Genomic DNA, 17862 nt, shown 5'->3' with positions numbered 1-17862 from the left:
AACACGGAGAACCGGTCGAAAAAGCTCTCCGTACATGATTTTTCGGTCACTTTTCGTCCAATGACGCTGTAGGTGCCTGGAAAATTGCAACTTGCCGCGGCTGCACGACAAGTTGATCGGAGCATCCTTAGCAAAGCCATCGCCTGGTGGACGCACAGGTGTAGCAGCAATTTTCGAACGGTGGCGTTCGTCCTTTGCCGAGCCGACAATAGCCCCGCTCCTGTTTGCCTCCGCAGCAACTGCGACCGGATTCACAGTCTATGCCGCACTTTTCTCCTACCAATTCGGGTATTTCTGGAAGCTGAATTCCGACCAAATGGCAGGTACCCAACTTTTGTGGTTACTAGATGGAGCCTTGGTGCTGCTGTCGCCGCTTATTATCACTCGAGTTGGCGACAAGAAGTCCATCGCATTATGGTCGTTGATAGCTATCTGCATAAGCGTAACACTGCCTGTCGCGCTTTACTTCTCAGGTCTAATGACTGCGAACTCTTCTGTACCAGAGTTTGCTGTGCTTAGCATATTCCTGTTTGTAGACACCGGCGCATTTATTATTATCATGGGCATGATAGGCGCAATGCTCGCAGACGCGACGGAACAGCTTGAAGTTAAGACAGAAAGACGACAGGAGGGCACGATTTATGGCGCTCAATCACTAGTAACGAAGACTAGCAGCGCAATCGGAATCGCTGTTGCTGGTCTTTTGCTAGACGCCATAAATTTTCCACAAGAGCACTTGGAAGGCATTCAACCTCTGGTGATCGAACACTTGGGTATAGCATGGGTGGGAGGGGGCGTTATATTTTACATCTTGGCACTTGCAGCCCTCTGCTACTACCGGGTAACCAGACATAGCCACGCGGCCACGATTGAGTTACTACGCCAGCGAAGAATTGTGGAGAAGACTTTAAATCTTGAAGAAAGCAAGCTGCCATGACCATTGATATCTGATTTAAAATTTCTACAAAGCTTGAGCGCACAAATAAAAGCAAACCAGCACAGCGCTAGCTTTATTTCATGGAATGAAATAGGTGAGAACGAATAATTTGACCATGCAGATCAATCGGTACCGTACCTACAGATCTGAGCTATGGCGACTTTAACTGCGGCCGCGCACCCGACAAGTTTGACGGCAGAAATAGCCTATTAAGGCTATCAGGAATAATAGACTAACCCGCAATTACAGTGATCAGTTCTACATACCAGACTTTGACAATACGCTTCTCAGAAAAAGATTTGTTTCACATTTATCAACACTGATGGACCATGCTCAGATGGGTGTTCTTTGCTGCAAAAAAAATGACTTAACTGGCATGACTTCCATCGTGCCTAAGAGTTCTCAGTTGCTAAGATTTCGAGGTGATTAACGTGATAACAGTGCCCTTCCTAAATCGTGTCCAAAACGTAGTTATCCATAAAGCTACGAGAACGTCTGTGTTTACTACTCTCTTTGCTCTGGCGACGTCGTCCGTCTTGGCGCAAGGTGCGGGACTGACCCCAGCTGGTGCAGAGCAAGCTGGAACTGTTAGCGGGATTCCGGAATGGTCCGCGCCGCAGCCTATGACGCCAGGTTGGAGTTATGGCGAGCCTCGGAAGAATTTCTTCCAATATAAGTCTGATGCTCCGCTGTACACCATCGATGCCAGTAACATCGACAAGTATGCAAGTCAGTTAAATCCTGGCCAAATCGCGCTTATCAAGAGCATCAAGGGCTACAGCATGCCCGTGTACCCGTCTCGACGTACTTGTGGTGTTCCTGACTTTGTTGCGGAGAATACAAAGAAAAATATCGGTTTTGCAAAGATGAGCGCAGATGGTACAGCCCTAGCTGATGCCTATACGCCGGGTATTCCATTTATCGAGCCCAAAACCGGGGCCGAAGCCATGTGGAATTCAAAGATGCGCTATCGCGGCGTTGGTGTAGAGCTGAGTCGCCTAATTACATCCGTTTCCCCGCGTAAGGGCGGTTCAGACTGGATCAAGCTCACTTCCGATTTATACACTTACTACCCATGGGGACTTAAGAGCGGAACCAAATTCGCTGAAACCGGCGGTATAGAAAGTATGACTTACTTCGGTTACGTATCACCCGTGGCACTGGCTGGTCAAGCCGCAACCTATTTGAATTCGGCAGATAAACCGCCGGAAGTATTTTATTATTTCCCGGGCCAGCGTCGTACTCGCCGCATGCCAACATACTCGTACGATGCGCCGCAGATTGGGTATGAAAATCAATATAACGTTGATGAATCCTACACATTCTCAGGTTTATTAGACCGATTCGATTGGAAATTAGTCGGTAAAAAAGAATTAATTGTCCCATACAACGCGCTCGGCATGTATGACTTTAACAGCAAACACGAAGACGTAATGAAATCAGACTTTGTCGCTGCCTCACAACGTCGTTACGAGTTGCATCGTGTATGGGTCATTGAAGCGACGGTAAAACAAGGCATGCGTCATTCCGCGCCTAAACGCAACTTCTACATTGACGAAGACAGCTGGGCACTTTTGGGCGCTATTGACTACGACACCCAAGGCAATATTTCAAAAGTCCGAGAGGGGTATGTCATTCCTGTATATGAAACTGGAACTTGCGACTCTCTGGCTTTCGTCCAATACAACTTAGCGGAAGGTCGATATATAGTTGACGGCTCCCCGATTGGAAGTGGTAAGGATGTAAAATGGATTGTTGATGCAAGCGGAAACCCTCATATGAAACCGGGTTTTTATACACCGGAAAATCTTCGTGCAATGAGCGAACGATAGGCAGACGAGAAAATAATCATGAAAAGATTTTTGGTCCTTCGCCGTGAAACTTACAACCGCTCAGTAAAAATCACGTTTGCAGTACTATCTATTGCTGGCAGCAGTGGTGTAAGTGCATTTACTTTTTCTAACGATGCCGACACTATTCGCGGAAGCTTCGACTCTACAATATCAACAGGTACCGGTATTCGCACTCAGTCACAGAGCAATAACCTTGTGTCACCAACATATAATTCCGCCACTGGCGCACAGACTGGCGGCGGGCGAATGGGTCAACTTAGTGGCATGAGTGACCAAGGTGACATTAACTATGACAAAGGAGATGCGTTCACTACTTATTTGAAAGGCAGTCACGAGCTACTGCTCAAGATTCCAACCGAAGGCCTGTCGTTCATGGCACGTGGAACCTGGTTACGTGACGTATCAGCAACCGATACAACAGGAAATACGAGTGGACAAGACGCTTTTGCAACGAAGCCACCAGATATCAGAGATGGTTTAGCCTCACACGCACGAGAAAAGTTGGGTTTTCAGTCTCGTTTGCTTGACCTGTGGGTAAGCAAAACCGTCGATATTGGCGATCAGCAAGCCAGGATTCGAGTGGGCAATCAGGTGATCAGTTGGGGGGAAAGCATTTTCGAGGTAGGCGGTATCAACGCGACCAATGCCATTGATGTGAACCGTGCCTCGCAACCTGGTGCACAGATCAAAGAGTTTGTACTGCCCGCCCCAATTCTGAGCGTAGCGTCCGGACTCGGGAATGGATTCAATGCCGAAGTTTACATTCAAGGTCGTTGGGACGAAAGCTACCTCCCTCCAGTTGGTAGCTATTGGTCAACTTCAACTGTAGGGGCTGGAAGTGGAGCATATGGCGTACGCACTGAGGCAGCGCGCAACGGTGGGCAGTATGGACTTTCCTTACGTTACCAACCTGAAGGGGCCGCACTCAGCCTCGGCGTTTACGCCATTACTTACCACGATAAACTTCCGCAAATCTCACTTGATGCAAATGGCTCGACAGTCTACATGTATCCAGAAGATCGTCACATGTTCGGTATCAGCGCGAACTTTCCTATCGGTGACTGGGCGATCGGTACAGAGTTGTCCTATCGTCCGAAGGATGCGGTTTCTTTAAATGGATCTAGTGGCTGCGTGGCACAGGGTGGTAAGTGCTGGGTCGACGAGAAAAAATTTCAATGGCACTTGACTTCACTTTTCACACTTCAACCCTCAAACGCCGGAGGGCTACTTAAACTGCTAGGAGCAGACACCGCTTCCCTTACGACTGAAACGGTCGTCATTGCGTATCCTGGTTTGCGCGATAGTTATGGTGGATCACCAGTTGCTGCCGGCGGCTGGTTATGGGGCAATCAGTCTAATGATTTGGCAGTAACTGGAGCACTTAATAGCCCAGGCGATTCCAAGGGAACTAAATATTCTGGCGGTGTCGATGTTGATTTCAACTGGATTTACGATGGTTCATTAATTGGCGGGTGGCAGGTAAATCCTGGCATATATGTACGTAGGGGAATGTTCGGCTACACACCCAATGTAAGCGAGCAATTCATGGAAGGTGTTACCTCGCTAAACATGTATGTAAATTTCATACAAAACCCTGCAGACTGGCAGGTAAGCATTAATTATACCGAATTTCTAGGACCTTCTGATCCTTTGAGCAATCCGTTACGCGACCGTGATTTCGTCGGCATCAATGTATCACGAAACTTCTGAGGCACCATATGAAGTCAATAACCGGTGACGAATCTGCGCCCCCCAGCGCAATGGTTCGGATATTAAAAAAAATGGAAGACACTCTCTTCAGTCACAAACGGACTGTGCTCGGAGTGCTAATTTGCTTCACTGCTGTGATGGGTATTTTTGCGATCCAGCTACGGATGGATGCTGGATTTGAGAAGCAGCTTCCAATTGGTCATGAGTACGTCGATACATTTCAACAGTATCGGTCAGACCTACTCGGGGCCAACCGCTTGAGCGTGGTGGTTAAGGCTAAGAAAGGCACCATTTGGACGCCAAGCGGATTGAAGCGGCTTTACGACGTAACTCAAGCACTCAAATTTTTACCGAACGTTTCGGGCAGTAGCGTTCAGTCCTTATGGACACCCAATTCTTTCGTCTCTGAGATCACCGAGGACGGCTTTAGGGCAGATCCGATTATTCCGGGCACGGTAACCCCGGAAAATCTGGATGCTAAAACCATTGCCTTAATTTCAGGATCCGCAGCGCAGGGCGGCTTCATCGGAAACCTCGTCTCTCGTGATCAGACAAGCGCGATGGTTACCGCGGACGTCAACGAGTTAGATGTTAAAAATAATCACATTGACTACGTCGAATTTGACCGAGAGCTCGAAGCCTCTATCCGATCAAAGTTTGAAGATGCTGAGTTTGAAATTCAGATCATAGGCTTTGCCAAGCAGATTGGTGACATTGCTGAGGGCGCCTCGTCCGTTCTTGAATTCTGCATCATTGCTCTGTTGCTCACAGCACTCGCGGTCTATTGGTACTGTCGCTCGATTCGTTTGACGCTGTTACCACTAGCGTGCTCTCTTGTGTCCCTTATCTGGCAATTTGGCACTTTACGGTTGCTGGGTTTCGGGCTCGATCCGCTAGGTGTACTTGTACCCTTTCTAGTGTTTGCGATTGGAGTGTCACACGGCGTTCAACAGATCAACTTTATCGTCCGCGAACTTGCAAACGGACAATCAATGGATGCCGCTTCTAGATCAAGTTTTAGCGGACTATTGATACCCGGAACGCTGGCATTAGTGACTGCACTTGTATCGTTTATCACGTTGATACTAATGCCTATTCCAATGGTCCGAGAATTAGCCATCACTGCGTCGCTTGGCGTTGCGTATAAGATTATTACCAACTTGATAATGCTACCTGTCGCCGCATCGATGTTAAAAGTCGGCCATGAGTATGCATTGGGCGCAGAAATGAAAGCGGCACAGCGAGCACGTTGGCTCCGCGTTTTGGCGCGCGTTGCAACACCTAGAAACGCTGCGGTGATTCTTTTACTGTCCTTAACTTTGCTCGCCACTGCTATTTGGCAGAGTCGCGATCGTGTGATAGGAACCCTGCAGGCAGGCGCCCCTGAACTTCGGCCAGAGGCTCGATTCAATAAGGACGCAGTATCGATCGCGTCGAGCTATGACGTAGGGCTAGACTGGTTGACCGTCGTGTTCGAAGCACCTCCTATGTCATGCGAGAATGTCCAGGTTGGTATTTACCAAGATCGTTTTGTCTGGGCTATGCAGCCAGTTGAAGGCGTCATGTCGATCCTGTCTTTTTCTTCGCTGATGCGTCAGTACAACGAAGGTTATAACGAAGGCAATCCAAAGATGTCGGTTGTGCCGATCGATTCGGCTAACTACTCTTCAATGGGTGTTGAAATTGGTCGAGTTCCAGGGATCATGCGCAAAGATTGCAGCATGACGGCGGTGCACATATATCTAACTGATCACAAGGCAACGACCATCAATCGTGTAATTGATGCGGTGAAGAAATTCCGAAACGATGACAAACTATCAGGTGTCACTATTCGCTTAGCGTCAGGCAACGCCGGTCTGCTGGCAGCAGTCAACGAAGAGATTGAGCACAGTGAGTTGCCTATGATGCTTTATGTATATGCGACTATCATCTTACTTGTGTTTTTCACCTACAGAGATTTTCGCGCTGTTCTTGCGTGCTGCCTCCCACTCACTATCGGAACCTTCATCGGCTATTGGTTTATGAAGGAACTGCAAATAGGCCTCACGGTGGCAACACTTCCTGTGATGGTGCTCGCGGTCGGCATCGGAGTTGACTACGCGTTCTATATTTATAATCGACTGCAGCTTCACATGGCCGAAGGTGTCGGTGTTGTTAAGGCTCTGGAACAGTCGATACTTGAAGTCGGCACCGCCACAATCTTCACTGCGATAACCCTTGCAGTAGGTGTTTCAACTTGGTCTTTCTCAGAGCTAAAGTTTCAAGCTGACATGGGTAAATTGTTGGCATTTATGTTCATTGTAAACATGGTAATGGCAGTGACAGTTTTGCCTGCTTTCGCCGTTTGGCTTGAACGGCTGTTCCCTCGTAGCCGCCCAGTGCGTGCACCTGGCTTGTTAGCGCATTGATGACCGGAGCAGATCATATGAAAACATTGTCAAATCGGTTCGGGATCGCTTTTGCGATCGCCGCTGCAGCACTCACGACCTCAGCAACTACCTATGCTGATCTCGTCTCACCACTCCAGCCAACGCCGGCGTCACTATCTCCTATAGCGACTCAAGCACCAATGCTCGCTGCAACCTGGGCAGGTCAGAGAGCAGTAAGTGTAGGGGGTAATGGCATCATTTTGCTGTCCGACAACCGCGGAAAGTCTTTTAGGCAAGCTCAATGGGTGCCGATCAGCTCCACATTGACCGGAGTGAGCTTCGCTGATGCGAAGAGTGGCTGGGCTGTTGGCCATTGGGGGGCTATTTTGGCAACAACTGATGGCGGCCAGAAATGGCAAACCCAACGGCTCGTGGTCACTGAGGATCGGCCCCTGTTTGCTGTCCATTTCTTCAATGATAAACGGGGCATAGCTGTTGGGTTATGGTCGTTGGTATTAACTACTGAGGACAGTGGCAAGACTTGGGTTGAGCAAAAACTCAATCCAAAGGATAAGGCATTGTCCGACTTGAACTTACTCAACTTGTTTCCTGGCACTAAAAGCGATATCTACGCTACCAGCGAACGAGGTCGGTTGCTTCACTCGAGGGACGCCGGGTCTACCTGGGAATACTTGAATACAGGATACGAGGGGTCTCTATGGTGCGGGACGCAGTTAAGCGACGGCACACTTCTGGTCGGCGGGCAGCGTGGAACGTTACTCCGCAGTGACGATGCAGGGAAGAGTTGGGTGCGTGTACAGCTGGACAGGACAGGTTCGATTACCTCTATCGATACAAACGGTCTCGAAGTAATTGCCATTGGGCTCGATGGCCTACGGATGCAAAGCCTTGACGGTGGGCGCACGTTTAAAGAGGCTAAGGATCCGAGTGAGGAATCACTAACTGCAGCGCTTGCGACGCAAGAGGGAAAATGGTTGCTGTTCTCACGCCACGGAGTTGTTCATAACATCGAATAGATATTATCTAATGAAGTACGACTGGAATTGTATTTTTAGGGAACTTGTTACGGGGTGCGCGGATTTCGTGCCCAGGTAGAGTGAAACTACGACGAGGTGCTGCCAAAACACCACGTCGACGGCGCCTCTACCAGTGCTTGTAGCTGCACAGCAATAATATCCTCCACTGAGACAATGTTGAACTCGGAATCGCCAAGTCCGTCCGGCCGAAAATCGGCCGCTAGCTTGAAGAAGATAGTCGGCTAAGTTGGCGATCATTAGGTAAACCAGAAACCTAGCGGTTGTGATACCCACTATCAATGATCTGCGCTGAAACCGGGGATTGGAGTTTGGCTTTCTCGGCCGCCTTTGGCGCCGCTCGCAATATCTGATCTCTGCTCCAAATGCCGTGATATCGGTAATGATGAGGTCATCGAGCAGGCTGACCTGCTCGAAATTCATGTGCTCGCTGCGAGTTGGCAAACTTCACGTGCTTGATTTCGGAGAACTGTTGATTCAATTTCTCAAGCAGTGTTTGGTCGCGGGCCATATTCATACCCATGGGGCCGAGCTGCGATAACAAATAGTAGGCTGTAGACGAACACAAAAGCCTCGCCTTGTTGCGCAGAAGCTAATGGTTGTAAGCGCTTTCGTTGTGCTCAGCCAGATCCAGCCCCATCTCCTCCACATGCTCCTCAGCGCGCAAACCGATCATGGCCTTGATCACTTTGAGGATGACCCAGCTGACCGCAAAGCAGTACACCGTGGTGAACAACACGCCTTTGATTTGGGCGACGACCTGCCCCCCCAACGTCACGCCCTCCACGAGACCGCCCAGTGACGGCACGCAGAACACGCCAGTTAGCACCGCGCCGATCATGCCGCCGATACCGTGCAGGCCGAATACGTCGAGGCTGTCATCGTAGCCGAAACGTTTTTTCAGCACGGTCACACTCAGGTAGCAGAATATGCCGCACAGCAAGCCAATCGCCAACGCGCCGCCCACACCGACGTACGCACACGCCGGGGTAATGCCGACCAGACCCGCCAATGCCCCACTGGCCAGACCCAAAGCACTGGGTTTGCCAACCTTGAACCACTCGGTGAACATCCAGCCGAGAATCCCTGCACAGGCGCCCAGTTGCGTGTTGAGCATGACGATCCCGGACAGACCTTTCAAGCCACCGCCCGAACCGATGTTGAAACCAAACCAACCTACCCATAGCATCGCTGCACCCGCCATGGTCAGGCTGAGGTTATGCGCAGGCATCGGCGCGTTTGCATAGCCCTTGCGTTTGCCCAGTATCAGGCATGCCGCCAGCGCCGCCACGCCTGCGTTGATGTGCACAGCGGTGCCGCCAGCGAAATCCAGTACCCCCCAGTTATGCATCAGCGCGCCCGCCCCGCCCCAAACCATGTGCGCCACGGGCGCGTAAACCAGCGTAAACCAGACCGCCATGAACAAGAGCGCAGCAGAGAACTTCATGCGCTCGGCGAAGGCTCCGGCGATCAGCGCCGGGGTAATGATGGCGAAGGTCATCTGGAAGGTCACGAACACGCCTTCGGGGATATCGCCCACTAAGCTTTCAGGCGTCATGCCCGCCAAAAATGCGCGACTCAAGCCGCCGACGAAGCTGTTGAAGCTGACCTGGCCTTCGACCATGTTAGTAGTGTCGACCACCATGCTGTAGCCGTAGATCACCCACAACACACCAACCAGCCCAGCAATGCCGAAGCATTGAGTAAATAGCGACAGCATGTTCTTGGCCCGCACCAGACCGCCGTAAAACAGCGCAAGGCCCGGCAGACACATGAACAGCACCAGCACCGCCGCCGTGATCATCCACGCGGTGCTGCCAGTGTTGAGTGTCGGAGCATCGGCCGCCTGGGCCAGAGGAGCGAAGGCGCCAAGCGCCACTAACAAAAGTAGAGATTTGCCGGGAAGACGGTTAACCATTTTCTAAGCTCCTGCAATGAATGGAAAAGTGTCTGGCAGAAAGCGATGTGATGAAGCGCCGGGCCTGTTTGGCCTCTTTGAATGGATGAAGCGAAGCAAAAGAAATCTGCAATCATGACGCTCATCTGCGCTGTACAAAGATCCTGTGGGGGCCGGCTAGCTGGCGATTGCGCAGTGTCCGTCATTCGGCGCAAGCTCACCGCATCGCCATGCACAAAACCCGTAGCAGTACGAGTTGCCGGCGGTAGCAATCTTGAAATCGCCTCCGCCGGCAAGCCGCACGGCTACAGGGGCGGTGTCGGCCAATATCGGTAAAAGTCCGCAGCCGGTGCGTTGGTTTTAATACCCCTGCCCCGGAATCCACGAAGTCCCTGCCAGTGGCACCCGGGCCATGGCCGCGGATTCAACGGTCAAGGCCACCAGATCTTCGGGATCGAGGTTGTGCAGGTGCGACTTGCCGCAGGCGCGGGCCATGGTTTGCGCTTCCAGGACCAGCACACGCAAATAGTTGGCCAATCGGCGGCCGCCCTCGACCGGATCAAGACGCTTGGACAGCTCCGGATCCTGGGTGGTGATGCCGGCCGGGTCACGACCGTTCTGCCAGTCGTCATAGAAACCCGCCGCAGAACCGATCTTCTTCAGCTCTTCGTCCAGACGCGGATGGTTGTCGCCCAGGGCGATTAACGCGGCCGTACCAATGGCGACGGCATCAGCACCCAACGCCATTGCTTTGGCCACGTCGGCACCGTTGCGAATGCCACCCGATACAATCAACTGCACCTTGCGATGCATGCCCATCTCTTGCAGCGCCTGAACTGCCTGCGGAATTGCCGGCAGAATCGGAATGCCAACGTGTTCGATGAACACTTCCTGAGTCGCCGCCGTACCGCCCTGCATGCCGTCGAGGACGATCACATCGGCACCGGCTTTTACCGCCAGCTTGACGTCGTAGTACGGGCGGCTGGCGCCGATCTTCACGTAGATGGGTTTTTCCCAGTCGGTGATTTCGCGGATCTCGGCAATCTTGATCGCCAGGTCGTCGGGGCCGGTCCAGTCCGGGTGACGGCAGGCCGAACGCTGATCCACGCCAACGGGCAAGGTACGCATACCCGCCACACGCTCGGTGACTTTCATGCCCAGCAGCATGCCACCACCGCCCGGCTTGGCGCCTTGACCGAGGACGATTTCAATGGCGTCGGCCTTGCGCAGGTCGTCAGGGTTCATGCCGTAGCGCGACGGCAGGTACTGATACACCAGGTGCTGGGACTGGCCGCGTTCTTCCGGGGTCATGCCGCCGTCGCCGGTGGTGGTGCTGGTGCCCGCGATGGTCGCGCCACGGCCCAGGGCTTCCTTGGCGTTGGCCGACAGCGCACCGAAACTCATGCCCGCGATGGTCACTGGGATCTTCAGGTGCAGCGGCTTCTTGGCGAAGCGGTTGCCGAGGATCACGTCGGTACCGCACTTCTCTCGGTAGCCTTCCAGCGGATAACGCGACACGCTGGCGCCGAGCAGCAGCAGGTCATCGAAGTGCGGCAACTTGCGCTTGGTGCCTCCGCCGCGAATGTCGTAGATGCCGGTTTCGGCAGCACGCTGGATTTCCTGAATTGTCAGGCGGTCGAAAGTGGCCGATTCACGCAGTACTGGAGGTGCCTTTGGGGTTTGCGAGTCACTCATGTTCTTGCTCCTGAATCAGTACGCGGAAGCGTTATCGACTTTGAAGTTGTACAGCTGACGGGCCGAGCCATAGCGCTTGAAGTCCGCAGCCTTCTCGTTGAAACCGGCGCGGTTGAGCAGCTCTTGCAGCTCTTCCAAGTGTTCGGCGCGCATCTCTTTGCCGATGCAGTCCGACCCCAGTGACTCGACCTTGCCTTTGACGTAGATGCGGGTTTCGTACAGCGAATCGCCCAAGGCATCGCCCGCGTCGCCGCAGACCACCAGCCGACCGGCCTGGCCCATGAAGCAGCTCATGTGACCGATGCTGCCGCCGACCACGATGTCGATGCCCTTCATGGAAATCCCGCAACGGGCACCGGCATCGCCTTCGATCACCAACAAACCGCCGTGGGCGGTTGCGCCTGCCGCTTGCGAGGCGCTGCCCTTGACGCGCACATAGCCCGACATCATGTTTTCGGCGCAACCGACGCCGACATTGCCGTGCACGGTGACCGAGGCTTTCTGGTTCATGCCCGCGCAGTAGTAACCGGCGTGGCCCTGGATATCGACGGACACTGCTTCGTTGACGCCGACGGCCAGGTTGTGAGCGCCGTTGGGGTGAGTCACCACCCACTCGCGTTCTTCAAGGTTCTTGACTTGATCGTGCAGCGCTTGGTTGAGGTCGCGCACGCTGGCAGTGGAAAGATCGATGGTTTTCATGTGCGTGCTCCTTAAGCCGACTCGCGTTCCCAGATGTACATTGTGGCGGGAACGGGTTCCCAGACTTTGGCTTTTTCAATGCCCGGCAGGCTCGAAAGCGCCTGATACTCCGAGGCCATGGCGACGTAGTCGTCGGTCTCGGCAAGGATCGCGGGCTTGCAGGCAATCGGATCGCGAATCACCGCAAAACCGTTACGCGTGCCGATGGCGAAGGTAAAGAATCCATCCAGTGCTTCCAGCGAGCTGTCCAGCGCAGTCTTCAGCGAGTCGCCCTGCTGCAGGCGCCAGGCGAGGTAACCGGCGGCGACTTCGGTGTCGTTCTCGGTGTCGAAGTTGATCCCCTCGCGGCGCAGTTCCTGACGCAGACGGAAGTGGTTGGACAACGAGCCGTTGTGTACCAGGCACAGGTCAGCGCCGGTGGAAAACGGATGGCTGCCTTCCATGGTCACGGCGCTTTCGGTCGCCATGCGGGTGTGGCCGATGATGTGGCTGCCCTTCATACTGCCCAGGCCAAAGCGCTCAGAAATCTCTTTCGGCAAGCCCATGCCCTTGAGGATTTCGATGCTCTTGCCCGCGCTCATGATGCGCACGGTCGGCGCCAGTTCACCCAGCGCGGCACGCACGGCGGCTTCTTCAGCCTTGATCTTCAGGACGATGGCGCTGGCGTTCTGGAACCAGTCCAGCGGCGCACTCAGCTTGCCGTCGAGCGCTGCGATCAACGCCTTGAAGTCATAGCCTTCAGTGGTTGCTTGCAGGGTCAGCTTGACCCAGCCATCGCCCACTTCATCGCCATAGATAGCAAACCCTGCGCTATCCGGACCACGATCGGTCATGGCTTCGAGCATCGGCTCGAACAGTTTGCCGAGCTGGGATTCCAGCGCCGGGTTCTTGAGATAAAGCCCCACGATTCCACACATATTCATAACTCCTGGGCAGAAGACGCCCTAACCATTCGCAGGGCGTCGAAAATCGAATTGGTTAAAAACGGATCAGAAGAATTCGGTGTAACGCTTAACTTCCCAATCACTCACATGGCGGCTGTACTCCACCCACTCCATGCGCTTGAGCTTGATGAATTCGCCGACAATTTCATTGCCCATGACCTCGGCAAACAACGGGTCGGCTTCCAGTGCGTCGCAGGCTTCCTTGAGCGACTGCGGCAGGGTCTGGATACCGCGTGCGGCGATTTCTTCGAGGCTCAATTTGTAGAGGTTCTCGTTGCAGACGTTGTCGATTTCCAGTTGGCGGTCGATGCCATCCAGGCCTGCGGCGATGATCGCGGCGCTGACCAGATACGGGTTGCAACCAGCATCCGGCAGGCGGAATTCCAGACGGCCATAGGGCACGCGGACCATGGCCGAGCGGTTATTGGAACCGAAGGCGATAAAGGCCGGAGCCCAGGTCGCGCCGGACAGGGAATTGCCGACCACCAGGCGTTTGTAGGAGTTGACCGTCGGTGCCGCGAAGGCACACAGGGCCGGGCCGTGAGCCAGCAGGCCGGCGGCAAAGTGATAGGCCATTTTCGACAGGCCCATGCCGCTCGGGTCACTGGCGTCGTGGAACAGGTTCTTGTTGCTGGCGCTGGCGATGGACAGGTGGAAGTGCATGCCGTTACCGGCGCGCTTCGGATCCGGCTTGGGCATGAACGAGCAGATCATGCCCATGTCATTGGCGATCTCGCCGGCGGCCATACGGAAGAAGGTGAAGCGGTCTGCCGACTCCATGGCATCGCTGTAGGTGTAGTTGATCTCGAACTGACCGTTGGCGTCTTCGTGGTCGATTTGATAGATGTCGAAACCCACCGGCTGCAAGGCTTCGGTCAGGCGTTCGAGAAAGGCCCGGGAGCGCGACAGGCCCTTGTAGTCGTAGCACGGCTTGTCGAGGTTATCGCTGGCGTCCACCAGTTGCAGTTTGCCCCCGGCATCACGCTGGAACAGGCTGAATTCCGGCTCCAGACCGGTGTTGAGGGTCCAGCCACGATCACTCAGTCGCTCGACCTGCTTCTGCAGCACGTAACGACTGTCGTACGGCCATGGCTTGCCTTCGACGTGACCGATGCAGACCACCCGGCCGTAGCCAGGCTGCCATGGCACCGGGGTCAGGGACGACAGGTCGCCTTTGGCCATGAAGTCCGGCCCGTGAGGTTCCATGCCCATGCCGCAGATGGCAAACCCGGCGAAACCGGCACCATCTTCAGCGACCATTTCCAGACCCGATATCGGCACCGATTTGGTCTTGGACGATCCATGGATATCGACGAACTGGGCCAGCACGTACTTGATGCCGTGCTCCTTGATCAGCCGTTGTGTATCGGGTGGCAACATGTTCAGTCACTCCTGGTGAAAAAATACGCATGAGAGTTTTGTTGCCTGATGGGATTTATTCCAGCCAGGAAACTTAGTTTCTCATAAGGAATGCAAGCAGCTTGCCAACTTGGCACCGCGCGCAACGAAGGCTGATAAAGGGGAATTTCCCCTCCATATATGGGAAACTCGTTTTCATTAGGGGAATAATGCTGTCACAGAAAGAGCAGTCAGAGCCCACATCGCACATTCCTGGTGCGAATTTAAAATTACTGAACGGAAACCGTGCACAGTCGATGAATACGCCCGTAGAACAACAACCGAAGTTGAAGCTTGAGCAATATCTGGGTATTCAAATCAAGCGCCAGCGGCAAGCTCAGGAATTGAAACTGTCCGATGTTGCGCGCATCGCAGGAATCAGCCAGGGCATGTTGAGTAAAATCGAGAACGCTCAAGTCTCAACCAGCCTGGATAACCTGAGCCGCCTGTGCGACGTGCTCGGCATGCCCATGTCCAAGCTGTTCAGTCAGTACGACCAGCAAGGCAGTAGCGCCCTGCTGGTCAAGCATGACGAAGGACTGGAAGTGGTGCGACGCGGCACCGAGAAAGGCCACACCTATCACCTGCTCAACCATACCCGGGGGCCGAAGAAGAGTTTCGAGGCCTACATGGTGACCATGGACGACGCCAGCGAAGAGTTCCCGACCTTCTCTCACCCCGGCACCGAGTTTCTGCATCTGCTGGAAGGCGAACTGGTGTATCGCCACGGCAATCAGCTGTACCACATGGAAGCGGGCGATAGCCTGACCTTCGACGGCGACATCCCTCATGGTCCGGAAGAGCTGGTGCAGGTGCCAATCCGCTTATTATCAATCATGAATTACGGCGCACAGGGAGAGTAAGTCAGGGCCTCGACGTAGGGATATCGCATAGTTTTGTAGCGGTTGCTGATGGACCATCCTCTCAGCGTGACGCAAAATGCCCCTCTAGCCTAGAACCGGATTGCATCATGTACCTAACAAAACTCGAAATTTCCGGCATTCGCTCTCACAAAAACTTCGTGTTCCAAGTACCCGAAGAAAAACCTTGGGGTTGGCACGTTATCCTCGGTGATAACGGCGCCGGTAAGTCAAGCTTTGTTAAATCGTTGGCGCTGGCGCTGGCAGGCCCAACTGAGGCCCGAGCATTGCGTCAGGACTGGAGCACTTGGTTGAGAGCAGGCAGCGAGCAAGCCATTGTGACTGCTCATCTAACATGGAATCCTGACGTTGATTCGATCACAGGTCAGGGCCGTGCCCCGGTTAAGAAGCTGGTCTGCCAGATCATGATCGAATCTAACGACGAGGCCCTGAGTACCGGGGCAATTCTAGTGGAGGGGAAGCACAAGTCGAAAGGGCTCGAACGCACCCTATGGGGCCGAAGCAGTGGGTGGTTTTCCGCATCCTTCGGACCATTTCGCCGCTTCACCGGCGGCAATCGTGATTACGAGCGCATGTTCTACACCAACCCTCGCCTGGCACCGCACCTTACCGCCTTTGGTGAGGACATCGCGTTGACTGAATGCTTGGAATGGCTTAAATCGCTGCACATCAAACAACTCGAAAGCAGAGATGACTCGCAGTTCCTGGACAGTTTGATTGCCTTCATCAACAACGGCGAACTTTTACCCCACGGGTCACGAATCAGCAGAATCAGCTCCGAGGAAATAATCTTTGTCGATGGGAACGGCAACGAGGTCAGTGTTGATTTCCTCAGCGACGGCTATCGCTCAATTCTCAGCCTCACCTTTGAGCTGATTCGCCAATTGACCATCAGTTACGGCCAGGCGGCTGTAGCACAGGAAATTCAGACCGGCGCCATAAGCCTGCCAGGTATCGTAGTCATAGATGAGGTCGACGCGCACCTGCACCCATCCTGGCAAAAACGTATAGCACCCTGGTTCTTGAGCGTGTTTCCTAGGCTGCAATTCATCGTGACCACTCACAGCCCTATCATCTGTCAAGCCGCCGAACACGGCTCCGTATGGCGCCTACCGACACCAGGCACTGATGAATCGGGTGGGCAAATCCAAGGCGATACACTCAATCGTTTGATCTTCGGCAACATTCTTGAAGCTTACGACACTTCCTTTTTTGGAACCGATGTGAGCCGCTCCGAAACCTCGCGCTCCCAGTTGCTGGAGTTGGCGCAGCTTAATCGCAAGCACGCATTTGGTGAATTGACCGAAGACGAGTCCATTAGAATAGCCACGTTGCGTGCAACGATGCCCACTACGGCATCGGTGGCCGAACGGTCGGGACTGGAGGTGGAATGATTCAGCTCCCTTACACGGATGTTCCGCAGGAAATGCTTTCTGGCTTGGCCGACTACCAGAGGGTTGTCGACAGTCAAACCTCGTATGCGGAGCAAGTTGCCAAGGCCAAATCCGAGTTTTCCGCACGTAACAAAAAAACCAACATGGTATTCAAAGAAGTGCGGGCTGCACTGTCGAGGATGTGCACGAACACCCGCCGCTGCTGCTATTGCGAAGATTCGATGGCGGACGAAGTCGAGCATATCGCGCCCAAAGACCTCTACCCTGAACGGGTGTTTGACTGGCAGAACTATCTATATGCTTGCGGGCCGTGCAACAGCCCAAAAGGCAGCCAGTACGCGGTCGTAACAGCCAACGGCGAGCTACAGCCAGTCAATCGAGCTAAGGGTGCTGCAGTCACCCCTCCTATGGGTGGAACACACGCGCTGATCAACCCGCGATTGGAAAACCCTCAAGACTTCTTATGGCTGGATATTGTCGATACGTTCAACTTTGTCGCGTTGGCTGATCCAGGAACCCTTTCGGAGAGAAGGGCCACCTATACCTGCAAGATTTTGGCGCTGAACAATCGTGATGTACTCATTGAAGCCCGACGTGTAGCGTTCGGCTCATACCGAGCGCGGCTTTTTGAGTACATCCATAAACGCGACGACGGCGCCGAAGACGCTGAATTGCTCAGACTGATTGCCGGTTTGAAGGCGATGGCAAATCCAGCAGTATGGGCCGAGATGAAAAGGTCGCATGCGGCGCATCCAGAGATCAACCGGTTGTTCATTCAAGCGCCAGAAGCTTTGACCTGGTGACTTTGATCTAGATTGGCAACCTTCCTCAGGTCGTGCGGCCCACGACCTTAAAAATTTTCCCACCAGTTTAAAAAGTTTCCAGAAACCTCTGGACGCTTCATTTCCTTTCGCCTATAAAACAACCTTCAAGAATATTTATTTCCTGATAGGAATTTTTATTCATCAGCGAAATACCCGTTCACCCCTGAATATTCGCGCTGATCGTTAGCCATTCGCTGAACTGCCGC

General features: G+C 53.6%; 13 protein-coding genes. 8 read left to right on the top strand and 5 right to left on the bottom strand.

The features are described from left to right. Nucleotides 1-91 precede the first annotated feature (91 nt). The 5 genes from QMX91_RS08450 to QMX91_RS08430 all read left to right on the top strand — a co-directional run bounded on the left by QMX91_RS08450 (nt 92) and on the right by QMX91_RS08430 (nt 7906). On the top strand, nt 92-937 hold the full coding sequence (locus tag QMX91_RS08450; RefSeq protein ID WP_282412542.1) for an MFS transporter: 846 nt from the start codon (nt 92-94) through the stop codon (nt 935-937). A 497-nt stretch (nt 938-1434) separates the two neighbouring features. Further along, nucleotides 1435-2769, top strand: a complete 1335-nt coding sequence (locus QMX91_RS08445) for a DUF1329 domain-containing protein (RefSeq protein WP_282412541.1) — start codon at nt 1435-1437, stop codon at nt 2767-2769. An 18-nt stretch (nt 2770-2787) separates the two neighbouring features. Further along, nucleotides 2788-4500: a DUF1302 family protein gene (locus tag QMX91_RS08440; RefSeq protein WP_221733753.1), complete on the top strand. Its 1713-nt coding sequence runs from the start codon at nt 2788-2790 to the stop codon at nt 4498-4500. Nucleotides 4501-4571: 71 nt separating this feature from the next. Further along, nucleotides 4572-6908: an MMPL family transporter gene (locus tag QMX91_RS08435; RefSeq protein ID WP_260456134.1), complete on the top strand. Its 2337-nt coding sequence runs from the start codon at nt 4572-4574 to the stop codon at nt 6906-6908. A 17-nt stretch (nt 6909-6925) separates the two neighbouring features. After that, nucleotides 6926-7906: a YCF48-related protein gene (locus tag QMX91_RS08430; RefSeq protein WP_221733752.1), complete on the top strand. Its 981-nt coding sequence runs from the start codon at nt 6926-6928 to the stop codon at nt 7904-7906. A 610-nt stretch (nt 7907-8516) separates the two neighbouring features. Here the strand turns inward: QMX91_RS08430 and QMX91_RS08425 are convergent. From QMX91_RS08425 to glnT, 5 genes are all read right to left on the bottom strand, one after another. After that, complete coding sequence (locus QMX91_RS08425) at nt 8517-9842, bottom strand: ammonium transporter (protein ID WP_221733751.1); 1326 nt, start codon at nt 9840-9842, stop codon at nt 8517-8519. A gap of 339 nt (nt 9843-10181) precedes the next feature. Beyond that, entirely contained in the window at nt 10182-11516 is a 1335-nt protein-coding gene (locus tag QMX91_RS08420; RefSeq protein WP_221733750.1) for an FMN-binding glutamate synthase family protein, read from the bottom strand. Between the two features lie 15 nt (nt 11517-11531). Next, nucleotides 11532-12215: a protein glxC gene (locus QMX91_RS08415; RefSeq protein ID WP_221733749.1), complete on the bottom strand. Its 684-nt coding sequence runs from the start codon at nt 12213-12215 to the stop codon at nt 11532-11534. 11 nt (nt 12216-12226) lie between these two features. After that, on the bottom strand, nt 12227-13132 hold the full coding sequence (locus tag QMX91_RS08410) for a glutamine amidotransferase family protein (protein WP_221733748.1): 906 nt from the start codon (nt 13130-13132) through the stop codon (nt 12227-12229). Between the two features lie 72 nt (nt 13133-13204). Next, nucleotides 13205-14539 (bottom strand): type III glutamate--ammonia ligase, encoded by a 1335-nt coding sequence (gene glnT / locus QMX91_RS08405; RefSeq protein WP_221733747.1) that lies wholly within the window; start codon nt 14537-14539, stop codon nt 13205-13207. A gap of 275 nt (nt 14540-14814) precedes the next feature. Here glnT and QMX91_RS08400 point away from each other — a divergent pair, with 275 nt between their 5' ends. The 3 genes from QMX91_RS08400 to QMX91_RS08390 all read left to right on the top strand — a co-directional run bounded on the left by QMX91_RS08400 (nt 14815) and on the right by QMX91_RS08390 (nt 17635). Continuing rightward, the gene (locus QMX91_RS08400) at nt 14815-15420 is read left to right on the top strand and encodes a cupin domain-containing protein (protein WP_221733746.1); all 606 of its coding nucleotides are present in this window, start codon (nt 14815-14817) and stop codon (nt 15418-15420) included. 107 nt (nt 15421-15527) lie between these two features. Further along, nucleotides 15528-16832: an ATP-binding protein gene (locus tag QMX91_RS08395; RefSeq protein WP_221733745.1), complete on the top strand. Its 1305-nt coding sequence runs from the start codon at nt 15528-15530 to the stop codon at nt 16830-16832. Further along, nucleotides 16829-17635 carry a hypothetical protein gene (locus QMX91_RS08390; RefSeq protein WP_221733744.1) on the top strand — a complete coding sequence of 269 codons (807 nt, stop codon included), beginning with the start codon at nt 16829-16831 and terminating at the stop codon, nt 17633-17635. The genes QMX91_RS08395 and QMX91_RS08390 overlap by 4 nt, the downstream gene beginning before the upstream one ends. Nucleotides 17636-17862 lie beyond the last annotated feature (227 nt).

The sequence above is a fragment of the Pseudomonas sp. PS01299 genome, assembly GCF_029960145.1.
GTDB lineage: Bacteria > Pseudomonadota > Gammaproteobacteria > Pseudomonadales > Pseudomonadaceae > Aquipseudomonas > Aquipseudomonas putida_A.
Note: the sequence above shows the minus strand (reverse complement) of the source record. Positions and strands in the feature narration are given on the sequence as shown.

Bases quoted from the DNA above. Each gene is read 5' to 3' on its own strand.
- QMX91_RS08440 (WP_221733753.1), top strand. From the start codon at position 2,788: ATGAAAAGATTTTTGGTCCTTCGCCGTGAAACTTACAACCGCTCAGTA.
- QMX91_RS08435 (WP_260456134.1), top strand. From the start codon at position 4,572: ATGGAAGACACTCTCTTCAGTCACAAACGGACTGTGCTCGGAGTGCTA.
- QMX91_RS08430 (WP_221733752.1), top strand. From the start codon at position 6,926: ATGAAAACATTGTCAAATCGGTTCGGGATCGCTTTTGCGATCGCCGCT.
- QMX91_RS08425 (WP_221733751.1), bottom strand. From the start codon at position 9,842: ATGGTTAACCGTCTTCCCGGCAAATCTCTACTTTTGTTAGTGGCGCTT.
- QMX91_RS08420 (WP_221733750.1), bottom strand. From the start codon at position 11,516: ATGAGTGACTCGCAAACCCCAAAGGCACCTCCAGTACTGCGTGAATCG.
- QMX91_RS08415 (WP_221733749.1), bottom strand. From the start codon at position 12,215: ATGAAAACCATCGATCTTTCCACTGCCAGCGTGCGCGACCTCAACCAA.
- QMX91_RS08410 (WP_221733748.1), bottom strand. From the start codon at position 13,132: ATGTGTGGAATCGTGGGGCTTTATCTCAAGAACCCGGCGCTGGAATCC.
- glnT (WP_221733747.1), bottom strand. From the start codon at position 14,539: ATGTTGCCACCCGATACACAACGGCTGATCAAGGAGCACGGCATCAAG.
- QMX91_RS08400 (WP_221733746.1), top strand. From the start codon at position 14,815: ATGAATACGCCCGTAGAACAACAACCGAAGTTGAAGCTTGAGCAATAT.
- QMX91_RS08395 (WP_221733745.1), top strand. From the start codon at position 15,528: ATGTACCTAACAAAACTCGAAATTTCCGGCATTCGCTCTCACAAAAAC.
- QMX91_RS08390 (WP_221733744.1), top strand. From the start codon at position 16,829: ATGATTCAGCTCCCTTACACGGATGTTCCGCAGGAAATGCTTTCTGGC.